Below are 21122 nucleotides of genomic sequence, written 5' to 3' on the forward strand. Positions count from 1 at the left end.
CTCAGTCTATGACCAGCGGGGTGCTGTTTTCATCTTCGCGCCAGCCGCGGCGGGCGCTGGCAATGAAGCTGGTGACGGCGCGCCAGAGCATCATGAGGCAGCCGATGGCAATGCCCGCATAGACGACCTGCATGGAGATGTCGAAGACGGTCATCCGCTGGATCTTCATCTTTTCCATCACGGTCCAGGAGAAGACGACCAGCAAGGCGACAAAGGCCAGCGTGATGGTATCGGAGATGGCGCGCAGCACCCGCCCCGCCTTTTCCGGCAGCATGTAAGGCAGGATGTCGACGGCGATGTTCGAGCGGCGGCGAAAGACGACGCTGGCGCCGATGAAGGTCAGCCACATCAGCAGATAGCGGTCTATCTCTTCCGTCCAGGCATAGGAATCGTTCAGCACGTAGCGGCTGAAGAACTGCAGGAAGGTGACGATCGCCATTCCCCAGAACAGCAGGAAGGACAGCCAGTCGTCGAAGTGGTGTTCGATCGGTCCGTCCTGCTCGTCTTCGATGTGCAGCGCAGCCGCTGCGCTCAGCTCTTCCTGCTGCTTGTCGTCATTCGTCGCCATACGGCTCGTCTCCCCATCCGATACGGGCTTCCGCGATCGCGGAATATCCTGATTGTGCACCGGCCCCGGTGCGTCCTGTCAGACGCGTCGGGGCCGGCGGCGTCGATGGCGGATGCCTTACAGGGCCTGCAGGGCGTCGTACTGCTCCTTCGTCCAGCCTGCGCCGGAGTCAGGATCGTTGTGCAGGGGCTTGGCCGCTTCGATGAACGGGCCGCGGTCGACTTCGACGACGGTATTGCCCTGTTCGGTGAACCATGCGGCGAGCTTGCCTTCGGCGTCGCGGATCTGGTCGGTCGCGTTGGAGGCGGCTTCGCGCAGGACGTCCTCGAAGATTTTCTTCTGGTCGTCCGAAAGCTGCGACCAGACATGCGGGCCGACGATGGTCAGAAGCGATTCCGTGATGTGCTGGCTGAGCATGATGTGGCTCTGCACTTCATAGAACTTCTTCGCCTTGATCGTCGGCAGCGGGTTTTCCTGGCCGTCGACCGTGCCCTGCTGCAAAGCGAGGTAGACTTCGGAGAAGGCGATCGGCGTGGCGTTGGCGCCGACAGACTTGGTGAACATCAGGAACAGCGGCGCCGGCGGCACGCGCAGCTTCATGCCCTTCATGTCTTCCGGCTTGGTGATTGCCTTGTTTGCCGTCAGGTTGCGCTGGCCGTAATAGGTGAGTGCCACGGCGTGGTTGCCGGATGCGTCATTGTAGCCGCCCGTCAGCTCCTGGAAGAGCGGCGAGTCGCGATAGGCCTTCCAGTGGTCGAAATCGCGCAGGATGAACGGCGCGTTGGAGATCGCCATCGGCTTGTGGATCGAGCCGGCAAAGGCCACGCCGGTATAGATGATGTCGACCGTGCCGAGGCCGAGGCCTTCGTTGATCTGGTTCTCGTTGCCGAGCTGCGACGCCGGGAAGACCGAGATGGAGATTTCGCCGTTGGTCCGCTTCTTGATTTCCTCGGCGGCCCACAGCGCCTGCTCGTGATAGGGTTCCGACGTCTCGTAGACATGCGCCCATTTCAGCTCCATGGCGGCCTTGGCCGGCACGGAAAGGGCTGTCGACAGCGACAGGGCTACGAGGCCGAACGTGGCCGTTCTGCGTGTAATCTTCATGGTTTCCCTCCTCCTAGGGTGTCCGCTTCAAGCGGACAGTTCCGCAGGCAGGCGTCTCCTCCAAGACGGGACTGCATACGGAAAAACTATCTTGTCTGATAACTTCCGCGAAAAATGCGCAAGCATCACCCGTTGCCGACAGGTGATTACCTCAACTCATAGTATGAAACTGACAGGCGATCAATTGCACTTGTCGTATTATGAATGCGAACGTTGCGGCCTATCGGCTGATCACGACTTTCAATGCGTCGCGATGCGAATCCCAATAGGGCAGCGCCGATTCCGCCTCGGTGAACGGCACGACCTTGGAGACCAGCAGATCCGGAGTGTCTCCTGCTGATTCCAGGTAGGAAATCACCGATCGGAAATCCGCCATGGTGGCATTGCGCGATCCCATGATGTCCAGTTCCTTCAGGTTGAAGAACTGGGTCTGATAGGTGACCGGCGCCTTCGAATAGCCCACATAGACGACGCGCCCGGCAAAGCAGGCGAGGTCGACGGCCTGGGTGAAGGTCTGCGGCAGGCCGACGGCCTCGAAGGCGACATCGACGCCGTCGCCGTCTGTCAGGTCGTAGACGGCCTTGACCAGTTCTTCGGCGCCGGAGGGAAGCGCATGCGTGGCGCCAAAGCGCTTGGCCAGCTCGCGCTTCTGCTCGCTCGGGTCGATGGCGATGACCTCGGCGCCTCTTGAAGCGGCGGCAATGACCGCGCCCATGCCGATCATGCCGCAGCCGATGACGGCCACCCGATCGCCCTTGGCGACACGGCCACGCTCGACGGCGTGGAAGCCGACGGACAGCGGCTCGACCAGCGCCAGATGAAGGGGCTTCAGGGTGTCGTTGAGGATGACCTTCTCGGCCGGCAGGACGATCTCGTCGGCAAGCCCGCCATTCTGCTGGACGCCCAGGGTCTTGTTGTAGCGGCAGGCGTTGAGGCGGCCCTTGCGGCAGGACGAGCAGGTGCCGCAATTGGTGTAGGGCATGACGATGACGCGCTTGCCCTTCTGGTAGGCCGAATCGACCGCCGCCCCTGCCTCGATGATATCGCCGCCGATCTCGTGGCCGGGAATGCGTGGCAGTTCGACGAGGGGGTTGAGGCCCTTGAAGGTGTTGAGATCGCTGCCGCAGAGACCGACGTGCCTGACGGCGATCCGCACCTGGCCCTCTCCCATGGGCGCGGACTCAATGTCATGGAAAACCGTGGTGTTTTCCCGTTCGATCATCAGCGCGCGCACCATAGTCTCACTCCTCCAACAGGTTCCGGCTTGTTGTCCGATGCATACGCCAAAGCCTCGCAGGAAGAAACGGCTTTTTCGGATGCGATGGTTCAGTGGCGGATTTCCTGAAGGGCTTTTTCGATCCCGTTCCAGGCGGGAGCCCCAGGTGCGAAGCGGGCCCGGACATAGCGCGCCAGTTCGCCGATCTGCTTGTCCGTCAGCGTCTGGCCGAAGGCCGGCATGGACATGATTTCCTCATGCGCGCCGCCGGTGAGCGCGGCTAGCCGGGCAGGGGCTTCGGCACCGTTGACGATCACCTGCAGAACATTGGCCGGATTGTCGCTGACGACGGCGGAGCGCAGGGCGAGCGGGGTCAGCAGATCGTTGTTCTCGTGGCAGGAGGCGCAGGCGCCGTCGAAGATCCGTTTGCCGCGCGGCTCGGCAAGGGCGGCTGCCTCTGCTGCGGCGTCGCTGGCGGCGATCGCAGTCTGAGGGTCGGCGGCGTGTCCTGTCACGTTCTTAAGGGAGGTGAGATAGGTGGCCATGGCGCGGATGTCGCTGTTCGGCAGCGGCGCAAGCGAGGCGACAACCTCCGCCATCGGTCCGCCGGCGCCGCCGTGGTTTTCCGAATAGCCGTGGCGCAGATAGGCGTAGAGCTCGTCTGTGGTCCAGCCGGATGGCGCTTTCGTCGCGCTGGTCAGGGCCGGGGCTTCCCAGCCGTCCGCAAATCCGCCGGCAAGATGATGTGTTCCCGTCTTTTCCGCCTGCAGGACATTGCGCTCGGTATGGCAGGCGGAACAGTGGCCGAGCGTTTCGACCAGATAGGCACCGCGGTTCCATTCGGCGCTCATCGCTGTATTTGCGGTGAATGGCTCGGGCTTGTGGAAGAGCGCGTTCCAGCCAGCCATCAGCGTGCGGATGTTGAAGGGGAAGGCGAGCGCCGTTTCCGGCGTCTTGTTCCGGCTGGGCGCGAGGCTGGTCATGTGGGCGTAGAGCGCCTGCATGTCGTTTTCCTCGACGCCGGCAAAGGATGTGTAGGGATGCGCGGGATAGAGGAAGTGACCGTTGCGGCTGACACCTTCGCGCATGGCCCGCGCGAAGGCGGGATAGGACCAGGCGCCGATGCCGGCGTCCGGATCAGGGGTGATGTTGGGCGCATAGATGTTGCCGAACGGCGTTTCGAATGCCCTGCCGCCGGCAAATGCGGTTCCGTCGGAGCCAACGTGACAGACATTGCAGGCGCCGGCAGCGGCGACCAGCCGGCCACGCTCCAGCGTCTCGGCGCTGTAGACGCCGCTCTGCGGCCCGGCGACCGGAGCGATGGAGGCCGGAAAGGGCGACACCCAGGAAAGGCCGGCAAGCGTGGCGGCAATGCCGGCAAACGACAGGCCCGCGAGTAACCTTTTCTTTCCCGGCTTCTCCGGCATGGGCTTCGCAGGCGGCTCCTCGCCGTTCAGCGCAGCCAGCACTTTTTCAGGCGTCAGCGGCAATTCGCGAAAGCGGATGCCGGTCGCATCATAGACCGCGTTGCAGATGGCTGCGGCGCTGGGCACGGAGGCCGATTCGCCGACGCCGAGCGGCGGTTCGTTCTGGCGCGGCATGAGCAGGACATCGATATCCGGCACGTCCGGGAAGGTGATCAGCGGATAGCTGCCCCAGTCCTTCGAAACGACCTTCGTCTCGTCGAACTCCACCTGTTCCTTCAGCGTGCGGCTGACGGACTGGACGATGTTGCCGTGGATCTGGTGCTTCACGCCGTCCGGGTTGATCATCAGGCCGGAGTCCTGGCCGCAGATGACCTTGGTTACGGCGATTTCGCCGGTCTTGCGGTTGACGGCGACATCGGTCACCCAGGCGGCCCAGGCGGCGGCAACACCGGGGAAGGTGCCGTGTACATAGACGGCATAGGCAAAGCCGCGGCCATACAGAAGATCGCCTTCTCCGCCCATCGTTCCCCAGGTCGTGCGCGGGGTCCAGCCGGCGCGTTCGGCGGTCGCCTTGATGAGGTCGATGGCGCGCTCGTCCTTCATGTAGCGCAGGCGGTATTCGATCGGATCGACCTTGGCGCCGGCGGCCAGTTCGTCGATGAAGGATTCGTGCGCGTAGGTATTCGGCATGGACGAAACGCCGCGAAACCATGAGGCGCGGGCAATCGGCGGCATGTCGTGGACGGTCACGCGCAGCGCGCCGAAATCATAGGGCGGGATGGCGGTGCGGTCGCCCATCTGCAGCGTATCGGCGACCGGAGCGAGGCGGCCGGTCAGGATGAGCGCCAGCGTCGGCGCGGCGTTGGACGGATAGCGGCTTTCGAAATCATAGGCCGCAGGGCCGCCCTCAAGATCGAGCGCGCCGCGCACGTCCATCACCTGGGCGGTGCCCTTCGGCTCCCATTCGTGCTCCTGCTCACGCGTCAGCTGCACCCTGACCGGCCGGCCGCAGGCGCGCGACAGGAGGGCCGCATCGGCGGTGACGTCGTCGGCGCAGTTGCGTCCGTAGCAGCCCGCCGCCTCCAGCCGCTCCACGGTGATGAAACTCTCCGGCACATGGAAGAGCTGGGCAAGGTCGCGGCGCATCCAGAACGGGTTCTGGGTGCCGGACCAGACGGTCAGGCCATCCTCGCGCCAGTCGGCGACCGCGCAGGAGGGGCCGATCGAGGCATGCATCTGGTAGGGCCAGACATAGCTGCGGGTAAGCGGCTCGGCGGCACCTTCCAGCACGCGGTCGACATTGCCCTTGTCCGCGAGCTTGCGAGCAATCCCAGGATTCTCGTGCAGCGGATCGTAGGGGTCGTTGAGATCGGGCCGGGCGGGTGGCTCCTTCCAGTCGACCTTGAGGCGGTTCATCGCCTCGATCGCCTGCTCTTCGCGCTCGGTCACCAGACCGACGAAATCGCCTTCGGAAAAGACGCCGACCATGCCGGGGATATCGGCGACGGACCCTTCGTCGATTGCAATCAGGCTTTTGCCGACATGCGGACCCTGATCGTAGCCGGCATAGGGTGGGCGCACGACGCGGCCATGCAACATGCCGGGCAGGCGCACGTCATGGACGTAGATCCAGGCCCCGCGTGATTTCGCCGGGATATCGCTGCGACGCTGCGGGATTCCGACCAGGCGGTAGTCGGAAACGGGCTTGACCGGCGCATCGCGGTCCAGAGGGATATCCACGTGCTGCCCGGTGACGATCTCGCCGAAGCTTATGGAGCGGTTGCCGTCCTTCTCTCGGATGATGCCGTCGTCGAAAATCAGCACGTCGGGCGCGATCTCCAGCCGCGAGGCCGCTTCGCCGAGGAGATACCGTCTTGCGGTCGCGGCGGCGAAGCGCAGGGGCTTGGCGGCAATCTGTATCGTTTCCGAGGCGATGGTCGCGCCCTGGTCCGGAACGGAGCCGGTGGAGCCGAGCACCATCTCGACCTTGGCGAAGGCGAGGTCCAGCTCTTCGGCGACGATCTGGGCAAGCGCGGTCCGGATGCCGGTGCCGAGATCGACATGGCCGTTGAAGGCGGTCACCGCGCCATTTCCATCGATGGCTATGTAAATGTCCGACCCGTCGGTGCCGGTGATCAGAAGCATGTCGTCGCTGGCGAACCAGGCGCTTTTCGGGATATCGCGAACGTCGCTCATCCGGCGGCGCTTTCTATGGCGGACAGCTCACGCATCAGGCCTGCGGCCTTCCTGACGGCGGCGAGGATTTCCATATGCGTACCGCAGCGACAGAGATTGTGTCTGAGGGATGCGCGGATCGCGTCTTCGCTCGGCTCCGGACAGCGTTTCAGAAGGCCCGTCGTGGCGATGATCATGCCGTTCAGGCAATATCCGCACTGGGCGGCATTTTCCTCGATGAAGGCCTGCTGAACCGGGTGCGGCTTGTCGCCGTCGCCAAGTCCCTCGATCGTTGTGAAGGCGCGTCCCGCGGCATCGCGGATCTTGACGGTGCAGGAGCGGACGGGGCGGTCGCCGGCGAGCACCATGCAGGCACCGCATTCGCCGAGGCCGCAGCCGAATTTCGGGCCGTTCAGGTGCAGATCGTTGCGCAGGACATAGAGGAGCGGCGTTTCAGGGTCGGCAGAGACGGTGACGGTCCTGCCATTGACGGTGATCTCATGGGGAGTGCTCATGGATCGGTCACCCTCTTTGCCCCTCTTTTTCCGTTATGTTCGAAGATGCGTCCGCAGCGTTTCGGTTTTTTGCCAGTCTGGCACGCCGCCCTCAGCGATGACAACGCCGAACAGCGTGCCGGCTTCCTCGCGGGTGTAGCGTTCAAGCCGCACGTCCTCGGCCACCAGCGCCGGGTCGCGGGTCAGCGGATCGCCGTAGCCGCCGCCGCCCGGCGTGCGCACCCGCACCCGGTCGCCCGGTTTCATCGGGATATCCTGCGCCTTCGACAGGTGTTCCGGCGTCATGGGCTTGCCGTCCTGCCAGACGGTGACCCGGTTGACCATGCCATCGCGGCCGCCGAGCGCACCCTGCGGGCCGAAGCGGCCGTGATCCATGACGAAGCTCGCGGTCGCATTGCCGCGCCTCAACTCGACTTCGTAGTCGAGGCCGAAGCCGCCGCGGTGCTTGCCGGCGCCGCCGGAGCCTTCGTGAAGCGCGTAGCGGTGATAGAGGACCGGGAACTGCTGCTCCATGATCTCGACCGGCGGCGCCTTGGAAATGCCGATGGTCGAGCAGCCGTTGGCAATGCCGTCGCCATCCGCGCTGCCGCCGTAGCCGCCGCCGGAAATCTGGTACATGACGAAGTTGCGGCCGCGCTCGGGATCGAAGCCGCCAAGGCCAAAATTGCCGGACGAGCCGGCGGGCGCGGCGGTGACGCGGTCCGGCAGCGCCTCGACCAGCGCGGCGAAGACGGCTTCGGCGATGCGCTGCGAGACCTCGGCCGCGCAGCCGGAAACGGGACGCGGATAGCGGGCGTCGAGGAAGGTGCCTTCCGGGCGAACGATCTTGAGCGGCTCGAAGGCGCCGGCCGAGATCGGCACGTCCGGAAAGATGTGGCGCATGGCGAGATAGACGGAGGAATGCGTGGTTGCCAGAACCGAGTTCATCGGTCCCATGCAGGGCGCGGACGAGCCGGCGAAATCGAAGGTCAGTTCGCCATCCTTGGCCGTAACGGTGAGCCTGATCTCCAGCGGTTCGTTGATCACGCCGTCGCTGTCGACATAGGCGGTCGAGGTGTAGACGCCGTCCGGAATGAGCTTGATGTTGGCGCGCATCTGTTCGGCGGCGCGGCGCTTCAGCTCGCCGATCGCCTCGGCAACGGTGTCGTCGCCGTAGCGGTCGAGAATGCGGTTCAGACGCTTCTCTCCAACCAGAAGGGCGGCGGCCTGCGCCTTGACGTCACCGATGCGTTGTTCGGCGACGCGGATGTTGGAACAGATGATAGCGTAGATTTCCTTGTCTAGCACGCCCTTCTTGAACAGGCGGACAGGCGGAAGGCGCAAGCCTTCCTGTTCGACGGCGGTGGCGGAGGCCGAGAAGCCGCCGGGTACGGCGCCGCCGGTGTCGGGCCAGTGGCCGGTGTTCGACAGCCAGCAGAAGATCTTGCCGTCGCGGTAATAGGGCATGGCGAAGCGCACATCCATGAGATGCGTGCCGCCGAGATAGGGATCGTTGACGATGTAGATGTCGCCCGGCTGCGGCTCGGCCGCGTCACCCGAGGCGATCATCTCGATCAGTGTGCGGGTGGAATACTGCATGGTGCCGACGAAGACGGGGAGGCCGCCGGCCCCTTGCGCGATCAGTGCGCCGTCTTCGGCCGAATAGATGCCGTCGGAGCGGTCGTTCGCCTCTGCGATGACGGGGGAGAAGGCGGCGCGCGAGAAGGTCAGGTCCATCTCGTCGCAGACCTGCTGCAGGCCGTTCTGGATGACGGAGAGCGTGATCGGATCGATGGTCATGCGAGCGCTCCCTTCAGGGTGATGATGATATTTCCGTCGCGGTCCTGCGCGGCCGTATCGCCCGGTTCGACGACGATGGTCGTATCCATCTGTTCGATGATGGCGGGGCCGGTGACGGTGGCGTCGGCGGGCAGGTGGTCGCGCCAGTAGACCGGCGTCGTCACCCAGCCGTCGAACCAGACCGGGCGTTCGCCGGTCTTTGCCTCGGCGACCGTCGCCTTGCGTCCCGACGCGTCGATCAGCAGCGACAGGTCGATATCCTTGCGGCGACCGATGACGGAGGTGTTGACGTTGACGAGGCTCGGGCGGATTTCCGGCAGTTCGACATGGAAGCGGTTGAAATAGGCGTCGGCGAAACGCTGGCGCAACTCCTCCCGGCTCGGCGTCGGGGTGTCGAGCGGCACGCGCAAGAGGTGGGTCTGGCCGATGAACTGCATGTCGACCGAATAGATCTCCTTCAGTTCCTCGATCTCGACCGGTTCCTTGGCGATCAGCCGGCGTCCTTCTTCGCCCTGGTGGGCAAAGAGCGCATGGACGGCATCCATATCGGCGAGGTCGAGCGGCTTGTTGACGGTGTTGACGAAGTCATGCCGGAGATCGGCGACGACGCAGCCGAGCGCATTGGTGATGCCCGGCCGGGAGGGACAGAGGACGCGCGGCACGCCGAGTTCGCGGGCGATCGCCACCGCATGCAACGGGCCTGCGCCACCGAACGCAAAGAGGGCGTAATCGCGCGGGTCTTCGCCAAGGCTCACCGAGACCATGCGCACTGCGCCGGCCATCTTGGCGTTGGCGATCTGCAGCACTGCTGCGGCAGCACCCGTGGCATCCAGGCCGAGCGGCGCGCCGAGGTCGCGTTCGAAGATCGCGCGGATGTCGTCGAGGGAGATTTTCGAGGAAACGGAGTTGAGCTTGTCCGGGTTCATGCGCCCGAGCAGAAGGTTGGCGTCGGAGATGGTCGGGCGCGTGCCGCCACGGCCGTAACAGATCGGGCCCGGCGTCGCGCCGGCGCTTTCCGGGCCGACCTGCAGCAGGCCCGCGGCCGTCACCTTGGCGATCGAGCCGCCTCCGGCGCCGACGGTGCGCACGTCGACCATCGGAACGTGGATCGGCATGGCGTATTCGATTTCGATCTCGTTGGAGACCGCCGGTTCCGCGCCCTTGATCAGCGCCACGTCGGTCGAGGTGCCGCCCATGTCATAGGTCAGGAGATTGGTGATGCCGGCGCGCCGTCCGGTGTAGGCTGCCGCCATGACGCCGGATGCCGGGCCGGACATGACGGTCTTGGCGGCTTCGTTGGAGACGTGGCGGGCCGAGACCATGCCGCCATTTCCGTTCATCACCAGAACGTCGTTGCGGTAGCCGCGCTCGGCGAGCTTGTCGGCCAGGCGTTCGACATAGCGGCGCAGAAGCGGCTGCACCGAGGCGTTGACCGCGGCCGTCACGCCGCGTTCGAATTCGCGGCTTTCGGACAGCAGGGCGTGGCCCATGGTGATGTTGCCGTTCGGCCAGATGTCCGCGGCGATTTCGGCGGCGCGCAGTTCATGGGCGGGATTGGCGTAGGCGTGCAGGAAATGGATGACGAGGGATTCGCAGCCCTTGTCGACCAGCGCCTGAAGGGCGGACTTCAACGCGTCCTCGTCGAGCGGGGTGACGACATTGCCGCCGGCATCCATGCGCTCGGGGATTTCGAGGCGCAGATCACGCGGAATGATAGGTGTGAACTCACCCTTCATGCCGTAGGGATTGGGGCGGGTGCGGCGGCCGAGCTCCAGCACATCGCGGAAGCCGATCGTGGTGATGATGCCGGTCTTGGCCAGCGTCCTCTCCAGAACCGCATTCGTCGTCGTCGTCGTGCCGTGGATGATGAGGTCGAGCGTCTGCAGGTCCGCGCCCGCGGCTTCCAGCGCGTTCAGGACCCCGCCGGCCTGGTTGTCGAGTGTGGTCGGGGTCTTGGCGAGGCGAACCGTGCGGGTGGCGCTGTCGACGAGGACGAGGTCGGTAAACGTGCCTCCGACGTCAATGCCTGCGACCTGCGACTGCACCGTCGGTGCCGGATCCACCGGTTTGCCTGCGCGATCGGCGGCCAGAACATCGTCCTGCATCATGAACCCCGTTTATCATTTGTATACGAACAGACTATGAATGAAGCGCGACGACTGTCAAGCGTCACATTCGTCGTCGGAAACAATTTCTCCTCTGCGGAAAACAGCCGTTGACAGGTCTCGAAGTTAGATGTTTGTATACGAACGAATGATGTTCAGGCGCATGGGAGCCGAATGTGACGACTGCCCCCGATGTCAAGGCCGAGAAGATACGCTGCGATGCCTGTCCGGTGATGTGCTACATCGCCGATGGCCGCTCCGGAGCCTGCGACCGCTATGCCAATGAAGGTGGACAGCTGATCCGCCTCGATCCCCTCGTTATCCTCGAAAACTGCTCGGCGACCGGCGGTGACGTCGTGCCCTTCCTGGAGCGTGACTGGGACGGCGACGTGGTCGGCGCTTCGAACAGTTTCGTGACCGCCGTCGGTGCAGGCACGACCTATCCGGACTACAAGCCGGCGCCCTTCATTGTCTCGTCCGAAGTCGACGGTGCCGACATGATTACCGTCGTCACCGAAGGCATCTTCTCTTATTGCGGCGTGAAGGTGAAGATCGATACCGATCGCCACCTTGGTCACGAATGCGCCACCGTCCGCGTCGACGGCGAGCCCGTGGGCCATGTGACGACGGCGGAATACGGCAGCCAGATGCTGTCGCTTGGCGGCGTCAACCATCTGACCGGCGGCTCGAAGAAGGAAGGCCGCGTTACCTGCGATACGCTCTTGAAGCTCTGCAACGGCGAGGCGGTCGAAGTCTCGATCGACGAGGGCGCGACGCTCATCGTGGAGGCCGGCAAGGCGCCGATCGTCAACGGCGTGCCCGAGAGCCGCATGCGGGTCGGTTGCGGATCGGCGACGGTCGGCATGTTCGCGGCGCAATGGATGGGGCTGGTCGATGAAGTCGTCGTGGTCGACGATCACATCACCGGCGTCATGTCCGAGCACCAGGCGGGCAAGGTCATCGGCTGGCAGCCGACCGGCATCAAGATCAATGGCCGGCGCTCGACGCCCGGCCGCTATTTCCAGGTGGCCGAACCCGGCACGGGCTGGGGCGGCACCGATCTCGCCGATCCGCTCGCCATCCTCGGCAAGTTCGATCCCAAGACGGCAAAACCGGGCCAGTCGCTGCTGATGGTTTCGACGACGGGCGAGCATGCCGCCTATTACGAACTCGACGAAAACCTCTGTCCCATCGAAAAGGAGATGCCGGAGCGGCTTCTCCCCTCGGTCAGGCGGATCGAGGAAAACTGCGAGCCGGCGATGACGTCGGTGCTGTTCATGGCGGGCGCCGGCGGATCGCTGCGCGCCGGCGCGACGCAGAACCCGGTTGGCCTCACCCGTTCGGTCCAGCAGGCGCTCACCTATGTGTCCTGTGGCGGCGCGCCTGCCTATGTCTGGCCCGGCGGCGGTATCACGCTGATGGTCGACGTGACGCGCATGCCGAAGAATTCCTTCGGTTACGTCCCGACCCCGGCGCTGGTCGCTCCAATCGAGTTCACCATGCGCTCCGACGATTATGCGGCGCTCGGCGGGCACATGGATTACGTCATGCCGCTGATGGAGGCGCTTGGCGGCAAGACCGGGCGGCAGAACGACCATCTCCTGAAGGGCCGCCGCAATCTTTCGGCCAGCGGCGACAATCCGTGGCCACCGCGCGCCAAGTCTGCGCTCAGCAGGAAGGTGAGCTGACAATGGTGGCGGGCGGCGGCAAATCGGGTGCAATCGCGGTTCTGCTGCCGGACAGCCGCCGCCTGCATCTGCAGCACGGGCCGATCGATCTCATCATCGAGGCTATTGGATCGCCCGCAGATGTCCGTCAGGCCTATCAGCAGGCGCGTGCCGCCTTCGATCCCCTGCTCGCTGATCTCGTTCTCGAATTGCCGCGGTTGCGGTCAGCGACCGGGGCAGAGCCCTACGGTGTCGTCGCGCGGCGGATGGCCGCCGCAGTCGCGCCCTACGCGCCCGAATTCATCACGCCGATGGCGGCCGTTGCCGGCAGCGTTGCCGATCATATCCTCGCGGCGATGCGGGTCGGGACCCGGCTTGAGCGTGCCTATGCCAACAATGGCGGCGATATTGCGATCCATCTGGCGGAAGGAACCTTTCGCATCCGCATCTGCGACAATCCGGAGACCGGTGAGGCAGGCGGTATGGTCGAAATCGGGCCCGATGACGGGATCGGTGGTATTGCCACCAGCGGCTGGCGCGGACGTTCGCATTCGCTCGGAATCGCCGACGCGGTGACCGTGCTGGCCGCAAGCGCCGCCGAGGCGGACGCCGCGGCGACAATGATCGCCAACAAGGTCGATCTGCCGCGGTCCGGCAAGGTAACGCGCGTTCCGGCCCGCGATCTTTCCCATGACAGCGATCTCGGCGATCGTCTGGTGACAACGGGCGTCGCCTCTCTTGATCGCGATGAAGTCGAAGAAGCCCTTTCGTCCGGCGAACGGGCTGCCTATGGTTACCGCGAGCGCGGCCTGATCCGTGCCGCCTATCTCAGTCTTTCCGGCGAGCGCCGTACATTGGATGCCGCGCCGAACCACAATAATTCCAGGGAGATCATCCATGCCTAAGCCCGTCGTTCGCAAGAAGGCGATCATCGTTGAGGAAATCTTTCACGAGGGCGGTCCCGTTCCCGGCCGCACGCTGAAGCGTGCCGCCTGCCTGGCCGTGATCAAGAATCCTTTCGCTGGCCAGTATGTCGAGGACATCGCCGGTTTCATGGATGACCTCAACCCTCTCGGTCTGGAAATGGCGCAGGATCTCGTCGATGCGCTTGGCGGTGATGCGTCGGTCGTCCAGGGCTACGGCAAGGGTGCGATCGTCGGCTCGGCCGGAGAGATCGAGCATGGGGCGCTCTGGCATGTGCCTGGCGGCTACGCGATGCGCGAAATCCTGCCGAATTCGGCGGCGATCGTTCCCTCGACCAAAAAGGTCGGCGGTCCGGGGGCGCGTCTGGATGTTCCGGTCACCCATACCAATGCCTCCTATGTCCGCTCGCATTTTGACGCCATGGAAGTCGGGATGAACGATTCGCCCAAGGCCGACGAAATCCTGCTGGCGCTGGTCATGACCACAGGTGCGCGCATTCACGAACGCGTCGGTGGTCTGAAGCACGCAGACGTCAAGGGGGAGGATGGTCTCCGGTGATTGCGAAGATCCGCAAGATCGTCACTGTTCTTGAGGATGTGGCCTTCGAAATGGGCCAGCCGGTGACGCCGCATGCGCGCCGGGCGGTCTCTGCTGCCATCATCGCCAATCCCTATGCCGGCCAATATTCCGCCGATCTCGACCAGTTGATTGCGATCGGCGAGGAGTTGGGTGCGTTGCTCGGCGAAAAATGTGTGGCGGCACTCGGCATCTCGCCGGCGGAGGCGCAAAGCTACGGCAAGGCGGCGCTTGTCGGTGAAAACGGCGAGCTGGAGCATGCCGCCGCTCTCCTGCATCCGAAGATGGGTGCGCCGCTGCGCAAGGCCGTGGAAAAGGGTGCCGCGCTGGTGCCGTCGAACAAGAAGATGGGCGCACCTGGCCAGCCGCTCGACGTGCCGCTCGGCCACAAGGATGCGGCCTATGTGCGCTCGCATTTCGACGGCATGGAAATCCGCGTTGCCGATGCGCCGCGGGCCAATGAAATACTGGTCGCCATCGCGGTGACGGCGGGCGGGCGCCCGCTGCCGCGCGTCGGCGGACTGAAACATGAAGACGCAGTTGGTGAAGACGGATTGAGATAGAACGAAGCGCTCGAACAAGGAGGCGGATCCATGGAATTTGTCAGAAATGCCTGGTACGTGGCCGGTTGGTCGAAGGAAATCGATGCGGAACTCCGCCGGTTTACAATCCTTGACGAGCACATCGTCATGTTCCGCAAATCCGACGGCTCGGTTGTCGCCCTGGAGGATCGCTGTCCCCATCGCCTTCTGCCGCTTTCCAAGGGCAAGCGCATCGGCGACACCGTCCAGTGCGGCTATCATGGCCTGACCTTCGACTGTTCCGGCAAATGCGTGCGCGTGCCGGGTCAGAGCAACCTGCCGGCATCGGCCTATGTCGAGGCCTATCCGATCGTCGAAAAGAACGACATCGTCTGGATCTGGATGGGCGACAAGGACAAGGCAAATGCCGACGACGTGTTCGACATGCCGGAGTTCTACGATGCCAGCTGGCATGCGCATCAGGGTGGTGCGCTGCACCTCAAGTCGAACTATCTCAACGTCGCCGAAAATCTCGTTGATCCGGCGCATGTGAGCTTCGTCCACCCGACGACGCTCGGCAGTGCGGCGTCCGAGAACGTTCCGGTCCACGTGGTGACCGAAGGCAAGGCGATCGTCGCCTGGCGCTGGATCCGCGATGCCGAGCCGGTGGGCTTCTTCAAGAAGTTCGGCGGCTTCTCCGGCAATGTCGATCGCTGGCACTACTACTATCTCTACACGCCGTGCACGGCGGTCATCGACTTCGGTTCGGCGCCGGTGGAAGATCAGATCGCCGAGGACGAGCGCGACAAGGGCGTGCGCATCTTTGCCCTGCATTTCATGACCCCGGTCACGAAAAACTACACCATCGACCGCTGGATGCATCTGCGCAACCGGGCCGTGGGCGACGAAGAGGCGAGTGCGGCCATGGACACCATGTTCCGCATCGCCTTCAATGAAGACAAGGAGATCCTGGAGGCAGTCCAGGCGGAAGAGGAACGCCCCCTGAAACGCCGGCCGATCCGGATAGCCATCGACAAGGGACCGATGGTCTACCGCAAGCGGATCACCGAACTTCTGGAAAAGGAGCGGACACACGATATCGCGTCGGATCCGACACCGGCCTTTATCTATCACGACTAAATCCGTAACAATCCGGCGAAGACCGGAATCACGAAAAGGCGAAAACAAGCCGTCAGAGGAGAACGACATGAAACTATTTACTAAATTGGCCGCAACAGGACTGGCGGTGCTCGCCCTGTCGACGGCGGCATTGGCCGAAGAGACGATCAAGATCGGCGAAATCAATCACTACAAGCGCATGGCGGCGTTTGCCGAGCCCTACAAGCAGGGCATCGAGCTGGCGCTGAAGCAAATCAACGATGGCGGCGGCGTGCTCGGCAAGAAGCTCGAATTCGTCTATCGCGACGATGAAGGCAATCCCGGCAATGCCGTCAAGATCGCCGAAGAACTGATGACGCGTGACGGCACGGTCATGCTGACAGGTTCGATCCTCTCGAATGTCGGGCTGGCGCTCTCGGCGCTTGCCGGTGAAAAGCACTACATCTATCTCGCGTCCGAACCGCTGGCCGACGAGCTGATCTGGAAGAACGGCAATCCCTACACCTTCCGCCTGCGTGCCTCCACCTGGGTTCAGGCCGGCATGCTGGCCGAGGAAGCCGCCAAGACCGACGCGAAGCGCTATGCGACGATCGCGCCGAACTATGCCTACGGCACGGCTGCCGTCGAAGCCTTCAAGACGCAGCTGAAGAAGCTGAAGCCGGATGTCGAATTCGTTGCCGAACAGTGGCCGGCACTGTTCAAGATCGATGCGGGCGCTGAAGTCCAGGCGATCGAGAAAGCCAAGCCGGACGCGATCTACAACGTCGAATTCGGCACCGACCTTGCCAAGTTCGTCCGCGAGGGCAATACGCGCGGGCTGTTCGAAGGCCGCAAGGTCTATGGTCTCCTGACCGGCGAGCCGGAATATCTCGATCCGCTCGGCGACGAGGCGCCGGAAGGCTGGTTCGTCACGGGCTACCCCTGGTACGACATTCAGGACGGCCCGGGCAAAGCCTTCGTCGACGAGTACAAGGCCGCTTACGGCGACGGTCCGAAGATCGGTAGCCTTGTCGGCTACATGACCGCCAAGAGCATCGCCGCGCTCATCACCAAGGCCGGTTCTACCGACACCCCGGCGCTGCTTGAAGCGTTCAAGGACCTGAAGGTGGAAACGCCGGTCGGCGAAATCTCCTATCGCGACATTGACCACCAGTCGACGATGGGCGCCTATGTCGGCACGACCGCCGTCAAGGACGGCAAGGGCGTGATGGTCGACTGGTCCTACAAGGATCCGGTCCCCTACATGCCGAGCGATGACGAAGTCAAAGCCATGCGTCCGGCCAACTGATCACGGTTGACGAACGATCCGGCCGGTTTGCCACGAACCGGCCGGAGCCTGCCCCTTCTCAGATATCGAGCGGACCTCAATGGGACTTCTGGTAGCGCAGCTCCTTACCGGGCTTGCAAACGCGGCGGCGCTTTTTCTCGTTGCCTCCGGGTTGTCACTGATTTTCGGTGTGACCCGTATCGTCAACTTCGCGCATGGCTCCTTTTACATGCTTGGAGCCTATATCGGCGTCACGCTGATGCAGGTCCTGCCGGGAGCCGTCGGCTTCTGGGGGGCGATCGTGCTGTCCGCGGTCGCTGTCGGGCTGATCGGCGTGGTCGTGGAAATCCTGGTGCTCAGACCGATCTACAAGGCGCCGGAGCTCTTCCAGCTTGTCGCGACCTTCGGCGTCATTCTGGTGGTGCAGGACCTGACCCTGATGATCTGGGGCGCCGAGGACCGTCTGGGTCCGCGTGCGCCGGGGCTGAAATCGGTGGTGCGAATCTTCGGCGAACCGGTCCCGCAGTATGACCTGGCGCTCATCGCCATCACCCCCTTCATCCTTCTTTGCCTCTGGTGGCTGATCACCAAGACGCGCGTCGGCATTCTGGTGCGCGCGGCGACCCAGGACCGTGAAATGGTCGGCGCGCTCGGCGTCAACCAGGCGTGGCTGTTTACCGGCGTCTTTTTCCTCGGTTCGGCGCTGGCCGGTCTCGGCGGCGCGATCCAGCTGCCGAAGGGCGGCGCGGACCTGCTGATGGATTTCAACATCATCGCGGGCGCCTTCGTGGTCGTCGTCATCGGCGGCATGGGGTCGCTGCCCGGCGCCTTCATTGCTGCCGTCATCATTTCCGTCCTCAATGTCTTCGGCGTGACCTACATTCCGCAAAGCACGCTGGTGCTGATGTATGTCGTCATGGCAGTCGTGCTGATCTTCAAGCCCTACGGCCTGCTCGGCAAGCCGGAAGTGGCAGGCGAGCACGGGCAGGTTGGCGATATCGAGCCGCCGATCCGGCCCTTCGGTCTGCGGGGCCAGCTCTTCTTCCTGGCGCTGGTCGCCTGCCTTGCGGCCGTTCCCCTGCTGGGGTCGAACTTCGCCCAGGTGCTGATCATCGACATTCTGGTGTTCTGCCTTTTCGCAGCCTCGCTGCAGTTCATGCTCGGCAGCGGCGGTCTCGTCAGCTTCGGCCATGCGGCCTTTTACGGCGGCGGCGCCTATGTCGCGGCCCTGTCGGTCAAGTATTTTGCGGCACCCATGGAGCTTGCCTTCCTGCTCGCGCCGTTCGGTGCCGGCCTCCTGGCCGTCATCGTAGGCTGGTTCTGTATCCGGCTTGCCGGCGTCTATTTCGCCATGCTGACGCTTGCCTTCAGCCAGCTCATCTGGTCGCTGGTCTTCCAGTGGGGCGATTTCACCGGCGGCGACGACGGCATCCTCAACATCTGGCCGGCGCCGTGGCTGTCTTCGACGACCGCCTACTACTATTTCACGCTGGCCTTCGGCATCGGCGGCATCCTCGCGCTTCGCCACATCATCCACTCGCCCTTCGGCTACGCGCTGAGGGCGACGCGCGATAGCGCAAGACAGGCGGAAGCGACCGGCATTGACGTGAAGATGATCCAGTGGACGGCATTCGCGATCGCCGGCGCACTGGCGGGTCTCGCCGGCGGCCTCTTCGTCTTCTCCAAGGGGTCGGTGTTCCCGAACGAGCTGGAGATCGCCAAGAGCTTCGACGCGCTGATCGTCGTCTTCCTGGGCGGCGTGAAGACGCTCTCCGGTGCCGTCGTCGGTGGGGCCTTCCTGGCCTCCGCCAAGGACTGGCTGACGCGCATGGAATACTGGCGTCTGCTGCTCGGCCTGCTGATCATCGCCGTCGTCATCGTCGCGCCATATGGCATCGCCGGAACGTTGCAGAGACTGGCGACAAGGCTCGGCTTCTATGCCGACAAGGAGGAGCGGGTATGACGCCGGTTCTTGATGTCACAAACCTCAGCAAATCCTTCGGCGGCGTGCAGGCGGTTGCCGGCGTCAGCTTCGCGGTCGCCGCAGGCGAGATGAAGGCGCTGATCGGCCCCAACGGCGCGGGCAAGTCCACCTGCTTCAACATGCTCATGGGCCAGTTGAAGCCGACGTCGGGGCGCGTCTACTTCAAGGGCAAGCCGATCACCGGCCTGCCGCCGCGCAAGATCTGGCGCATGGGCGTCGGCCGCACGTTCCAGATCACCGGCACCTACCAGAGCATGACGGTCGCCGAGAACGTGCAGATGGCCTTGATCAGCTATCAGCGGCGTCTGACTTCACTGTGGCCGAGGGCCTGGAAGCTTTACCGCGCCGAGGCGCTGGCGCTGCTCGACCTCGTCGGTATGGCGGACCAGGCGGACCGGGCCTGCGCCATTCTGGCCTATGGCGATCTCAAGCGCCTCGAACTGGCGATCGCACTCGCCCATGGTCCGCAGCTTCTGCTGATGGACGAACCGACGGCGGGCATGGCGCCGAAGGAACGCATCGCGCTGATGCAGCTGACCGGCGACATCGTGCGGGAGCGCGGGATCAGCGTGCTGTTTACCGAGCACGACATGGACGTCGTCTTTGCGCATGCGCACCGGATCATGGTGCTGAACCGCGGCAAGCTGATCGCCGATGGCACGGCGGCGGAAGTCAAGGCCGATCCGAAGGTCCAGGAGGTCTATCTCGGCGGCGGCACTCTCTACAAGAAGGATGGCGATCATGCTTGAGCTGACGGCAATCAACAGCTTCTACGGCAAGGCGCATATCCTGAACGATCTGAGCTTTTCGGTGGAGCCGGGCGAGGTGGTGGCGCTTCTGGGACGCAACGGCGCCGGCAAGACGACGACGATGAAGTCGATCATGCAGATGGTGCGGCCGCGCTCCGGCAGTGTGCGCTTCCAGGGCCGCGACATTACCGGCGAGCCGGCATACAAGGTTGCGCGCCAGGGTCTCGGTTACGTGCCGGAGGAGCGGCGCATCTTCACCAGCCTGACGATCCTGGAAAATCTCGAGGTCGGCAAACAGCCGAAGCGCGCCGGTGCCCCCTACTGGACGGTAGACGCGCTGTTCGAACTCTTCCCGAACCTGTCGGAGCGACGCAACAATCTGGGCAAGGCGCTTTCCGGTGGGGAGCAGCAGATGCTGACGATCGCCCGCACACTGATGGGCAATCCGTCACTGATCCTTCTCGACGAGCCTTCGGAGGGCATCGCGCCGGTGATCGTCGAGCAGATGGCCGCGTCGATCCTGAAGTTCAAGGAGCACGGGCTGACGGTCATCATCTCCGAGCAGAACCTGCATTTCGCACGGGCCGTGGCGGATCGGACGATCATCATCGAAGGCGGAGCCAAGAAATTCGACGGCACGTTCGAGGTGCTCGAACGTGAGCCGGAGATACGGGATCAGTACCTGTCCGTCTGATCCCGTACAGGCCGCACGGGATGGCTAGGTGATCTTTGCCAGCAAAGTGACCAGCGTGCGGCTTTCCTCCGCGGTCAGCGGATCGAGGGTCAGCCGGGAGACTTCGAAGCCGATCTTGTAGAGGGAATCCAGCAGGGTCTGTCCCTTGTAGGTCAGGCTGATCAGGGATCGCCTGCGGTCGCTTTCCGAAGCGTTGATGGCGACTAGGTCCTTCGCCTTCAGGCGATCGACGACGCCCTTGATGGTCGCAACATCCATGGCGGTCAGCCGCCCGAGCTGGTTCTGCGAGCAGGGACCGACGTCGGCAAGCCTGGCCATGGCGGAAAACTGCGTCGCCGTCAGCCGTTCGGGAAAATGTTCCTGAAAGATGGACGTATGTCGCTGGTTGGCCAGACGCAGCAGATAGCCGATCTGGTCGTCAAGGCGGTAGCCGTCACGGTTTGCGGGAAGCGCGGTCTCGTCGTTGGAATCCGTTGAAATGGAATGTCCCCCTATGCCGTTGCCGCCCGGCATTTCGATGCGGACGACCTGCCCTTGTTTCCATAGGTTGCACGACGGGTCAAGTCGCGTCCGCTCTCGCGGTCAAGCGGCCGCAGGGACCTCCGGGTGATTGCTTGTGGTGGATTGACAAAAGACAATGACTTTATTATCGTTAGTATACGAATGAAAATGTGATGGCGTTTCATCACATCGATACGGTCGGAACCGGCCGTCTCTGACGGAAGTGCTTTC

General features: G+C 63.8%; 17 protein-coding genes. 9 read left to right on the plus strand and 8 right to left on the minus strand.

The features are described 5' to 3' along the window. Nucleotide 1 precedes the first annotated feature (1 nt). From ACU5AY_RS19275 to ACU5AY_RS19305, 7 genes are all read right to left on the minus strand, one after another. Nucleotides 2-568, minus strand: coding sequence for a TRAP transporter small permease (locus tag ACU5AY_RS19275; RefSeq protein ID WP_446827406.1), 567 nt, complete (start codon nt 566-568; stop codon nt 2-4). A 117-nt stretch (nt 569-685) separates the two neighbouring features. Further along, nucleotides 686-1666, minus strand: a complete 981-nt coding sequence (locus ACU5AY_RS19280; protein WP_446829064.1) for a sialic acid TRAP transporter substrate-binding protein SiaP — start codon at nt 1664-1666, stop codon at nt 686-688. Between the two features lie 226 nt (nt 1667-1892). After that, entirely contained in the window at nt 1893-2909 is a 1017-nt protein-coding gene (locus tag ACU5AY_RS19285; protein ID WP_446827407.1) for a zinc-binding alcohol dehydrogenase family protein, read from the minus strand. An 89-nt stretch (nt 2910-2998) separates the two neighbouring features. Further along, nucleotides 2999-6511, minus strand: a complete 3513-nt coding sequence (locus ACU5AY_RS19290; protein ID WP_446827408.1) for a molybdopterin cofactor-binding domain-containing protein — start codon at nt 6509-6511, stop codon at nt 2999-3001. Next, a complete protein-coding gene (locus tag ACU5AY_RS19295; RefSeq protein ID WP_446827409.1) occupies nt 6508-7005 on the minus strand; it encodes a (2Fe-2S)-binding protein in 498 nt (165 codons plus the stop codon). Before ACU5AY_RS19295 ends, ACU5AY_RS19290 begins: the two co-directional genes overlap by 4 nt. A 33-nt stretch (nt 7006-7038) precedes the next feature. Further along, nucleotides 7039-8784: a hydantoinase B/oxoprolinase family protein gene (locus ACU5AY_RS19300; RefSeq protein WP_446827410.1), complete on the minus strand. Its 1746-nt coding sequence runs from the start codon at nt 8782-8784 to the stop codon at nt 7039-7041. After that, entirely contained in the window at nt 8781-10889 is a 2109-nt protein-coding gene (locus ACU5AY_RS19305; RefSeq protein ID WP_446829065.1) for a hydantoinase/oxoprolinase family protein, read from the minus strand. Before ACU5AY_RS19305 ends, ACU5AY_RS19300 begins: the two co-directional genes overlap by 4 nt. 233 nt (nt 10890-11122) lie before the next feature. Between ACU5AY_RS19305 and ACU5AY_RS19310 the strand changes: the two genes are divergently transcribed. From ACU5AY_RS19310 to ACU5AY_RS19350, 9 genes are all read left to right on the plus strand, one after another. Beyond that, the gene (locus ACU5AY_RS19310) at nt 11123-12577 is read left to right on the plus strand and encodes a 6-hydroxynicotinate reductase (protein ID WP_446829066.1); all 1455 of its coding nucleotides are present in this window, start codon (nt 11123-11125) and stop codon (nt 12575-12577) included. Nucleotides 12578-12579: 2 nt separating this feature from the next. After that, complete coding sequence (locus tag ACU5AY_RS19315; RefSeq protein WP_446827411.1) at nt 12580-13461, plus strand: UPF0280 family protein; 882 nt, start codon at nt 12580-12582, stop codon at nt 13459-13461. Then, the gene (locus ACU5AY_RS19320; RefSeq protein WP_446827412.1) at nt 13454-14038 is read left to right on the plus strand and encodes an amino acid synthesis family protein; all 585 of its coding nucleotides are present in this window, start codon (nt 13454-13456) and stop codon (nt 14036-14038) included. Before ACU5AY_RS19315 ends, ACU5AY_RS19320 begins: the two co-directional genes overlap by 8 nt. Beyond that, nucleotides 14035-14619, plus strand: a complete 585-nt coding sequence (locus ACU5AY_RS19325; protein ID WP_446827413.1) for an amino acid synthesis family protein — start codon at nt 14035-14037, stop codon at nt 14617-14619. Before ACU5AY_RS19320 ends, ACU5AY_RS19325 begins: the two co-directional genes overlap by 4 nt. A gap of 30 nt (nt 14620-14649) precedes the next feature. Continuing rightward, nucleotides 14650-15717, plus strand: a complete 1068-nt coding sequence (locus tag ACU5AY_RS19330; protein ID WP_446827414.1) for an aromatic ring-hydroxylating dioxygenase subunit alpha — start codon at nt 14650-14652, stop codon at nt 15715-15717. A 67-nt stretch (nt 15718-15784) separates the two neighbouring features. Beyond that, complete coding sequence (locus ACU5AY_RS19335; RefSeq protein WP_446822671.1) at nt 15785-16984, plus strand: ABC transporter substrate-binding protein; 1200 nt, start codon at nt 15785-15787, stop codon at nt 16982-16984. 79 nt (nt 16985-17063) lie between these two features. Then, a complete protein-coding gene (locus ACU5AY_RS19340; protein WP_446827415.1) occupies nt 17064-18926 on the plus strand; it encodes an ABC transporter permease in 1863 nt (620 codons plus the stop codon). Next, a complete protein-coding gene (locus ACU5AY_RS19345) occupies nt 18923-19696 on the plus strand; it encodes an ABC transporter ATP-binding protein (RefSeq protein ID WP_446822673.1) in 774 nt (257 codons plus the stop codon). The genes ACU5AY_RS19340 and ACU5AY_RS19345 overlap by 4 nt, the downstream gene beginning before the upstream one ends. Beyond that, the gene (locus ACU5AY_RS19350; protein WP_446826005.1) at nt 19686-20390 is read left to right on the plus strand and encodes an ABC transporter ATP-binding protein; all 705 of its coding nucleotides are present in this window, start codon (nt 19686-19688) and stop codon (nt 20388-20390) included. Before ACU5AY_RS19345 ends, ACU5AY_RS19350 begins: the two co-directional genes overlap by 11 nt. Nucleotides 20391-20414: 24 nt before the next feature. Here ACU5AY_RS19350 and ACU5AY_RS19355 read toward each other — a convergent pair whose 3' ends face one another. Beyond that, nucleotides 20415-20903 (minus strand): MarR family winged helix-turn-helix transcriptional regulator, encoded by a 489-nt coding sequence (locus ACU5AY_RS19355; RefSeq protein WP_446822674.1) that lies wholly within the window; start codon nt 20901-20903, stop codon nt 20415-20417. Nucleotides 20904-21122 lie beyond the last annotated feature (219 nt).

This window comes from Rhizobium sp. PAMB 3174 (genome assembly GCF_052908375.1).

Coding starts and splice junctions, on each gene's coding strand:
- ACU5AY_RS19335 (WP_446822671.1), top strand. CDS start 15,785: ATGAAACTATTTACTAAATTGGCCGCAACAGGACTGGCGGTGCTCGCC.
- ACU5AY_RS19290 (WP_446827408.1), bottom strand. CDS start 6,511: ATGAGCGACGTTCGCGATATCCCGAAAAGCGCCTGGTTCGCCAGCGAC.
- ACU5AY_RS19295 (WP_446827409.1), bottom strand. CDS start 7,005: ATGAGCACTCCCCATGAGATCACCGTCAATGGCAGGACCGTCACCGTC.
- ACU5AY_RS19315 (WP_446827411.1), top strand. CDS start 12,580: ATGGTGGCGGGCGGCGGCAAATCGGGTGCAATCGCGGTTCTGCTGCCG.
- ACU5AY_RS19275 (WP_446827406.1), bottom strand. CDS start 568: ATGGCGACGAATGACGACAAGCAGCAGGAAGAGCTGAGCGCAGCGGCT.
- ACU5AY_RS19345 (WP_446822673.1), top strand. CDS start 18,923: ATGACGCCGGTTCTTGATGTCACAAACCTCAGCAAATCCTTCGGCGGC.
- ACU5AY_RS19300 (WP_446827410.1), bottom strand. CDS start 8,784: ATGACCATCGATCCGATCACGCTCTCCGTCATCCAGAACGGCCTGCAG.
- ACU5AY_RS19310 (WP_446829066.1), top strand. CDS start 11,123: ATGTGCTACATCGCCGATGGCCGCTCCGGAGCCTGCGACCGCTATGCC.
- ACU5AY_RS19355 (WP_446822674.1), bottom strand. CDS start 20,903: ATGCCGGGCGGCAACGGCATAGGGGGACATTCCATTTCAACGGATTCC.
- ACU5AY_RS19340 (WP_446827415.1), top strand. CDS start 17,064: ATGGGACTTCTGGTAGCGCAGCTCCTTACCGGGCTTGCAAACGCGGCG.
- ACU5AY_RS19305 (WP_446829065.1), bottom strand. CDS start 10,889: ATGCAGGACGATGTTCTGGCCGCCGATCGCGCAGGCAAACCGGTGGAT.
- ACU5AY_RS19285 (WP_446827407.1), bottom strand. CDS start 2,909: ATGGTGCGCGCGCTGATGATCGAACGGGAAAACACCACGGTTTTCCAT.
- ACU5AY_RS19320 (WP_446827412.1), top strand. CDS start 13,454: ATGCCTAAGCCCGTCGTTCGCAAGAAGGCGATCATCGTTGAGGAAATC.
- ACU5AY_RS19330 (WP_446827414.1), top strand. CDS start 14,650: ATGGAATTTGTCAGAAATGCCTGGTACGTGGCCGGTTGGTCGAAGGAA.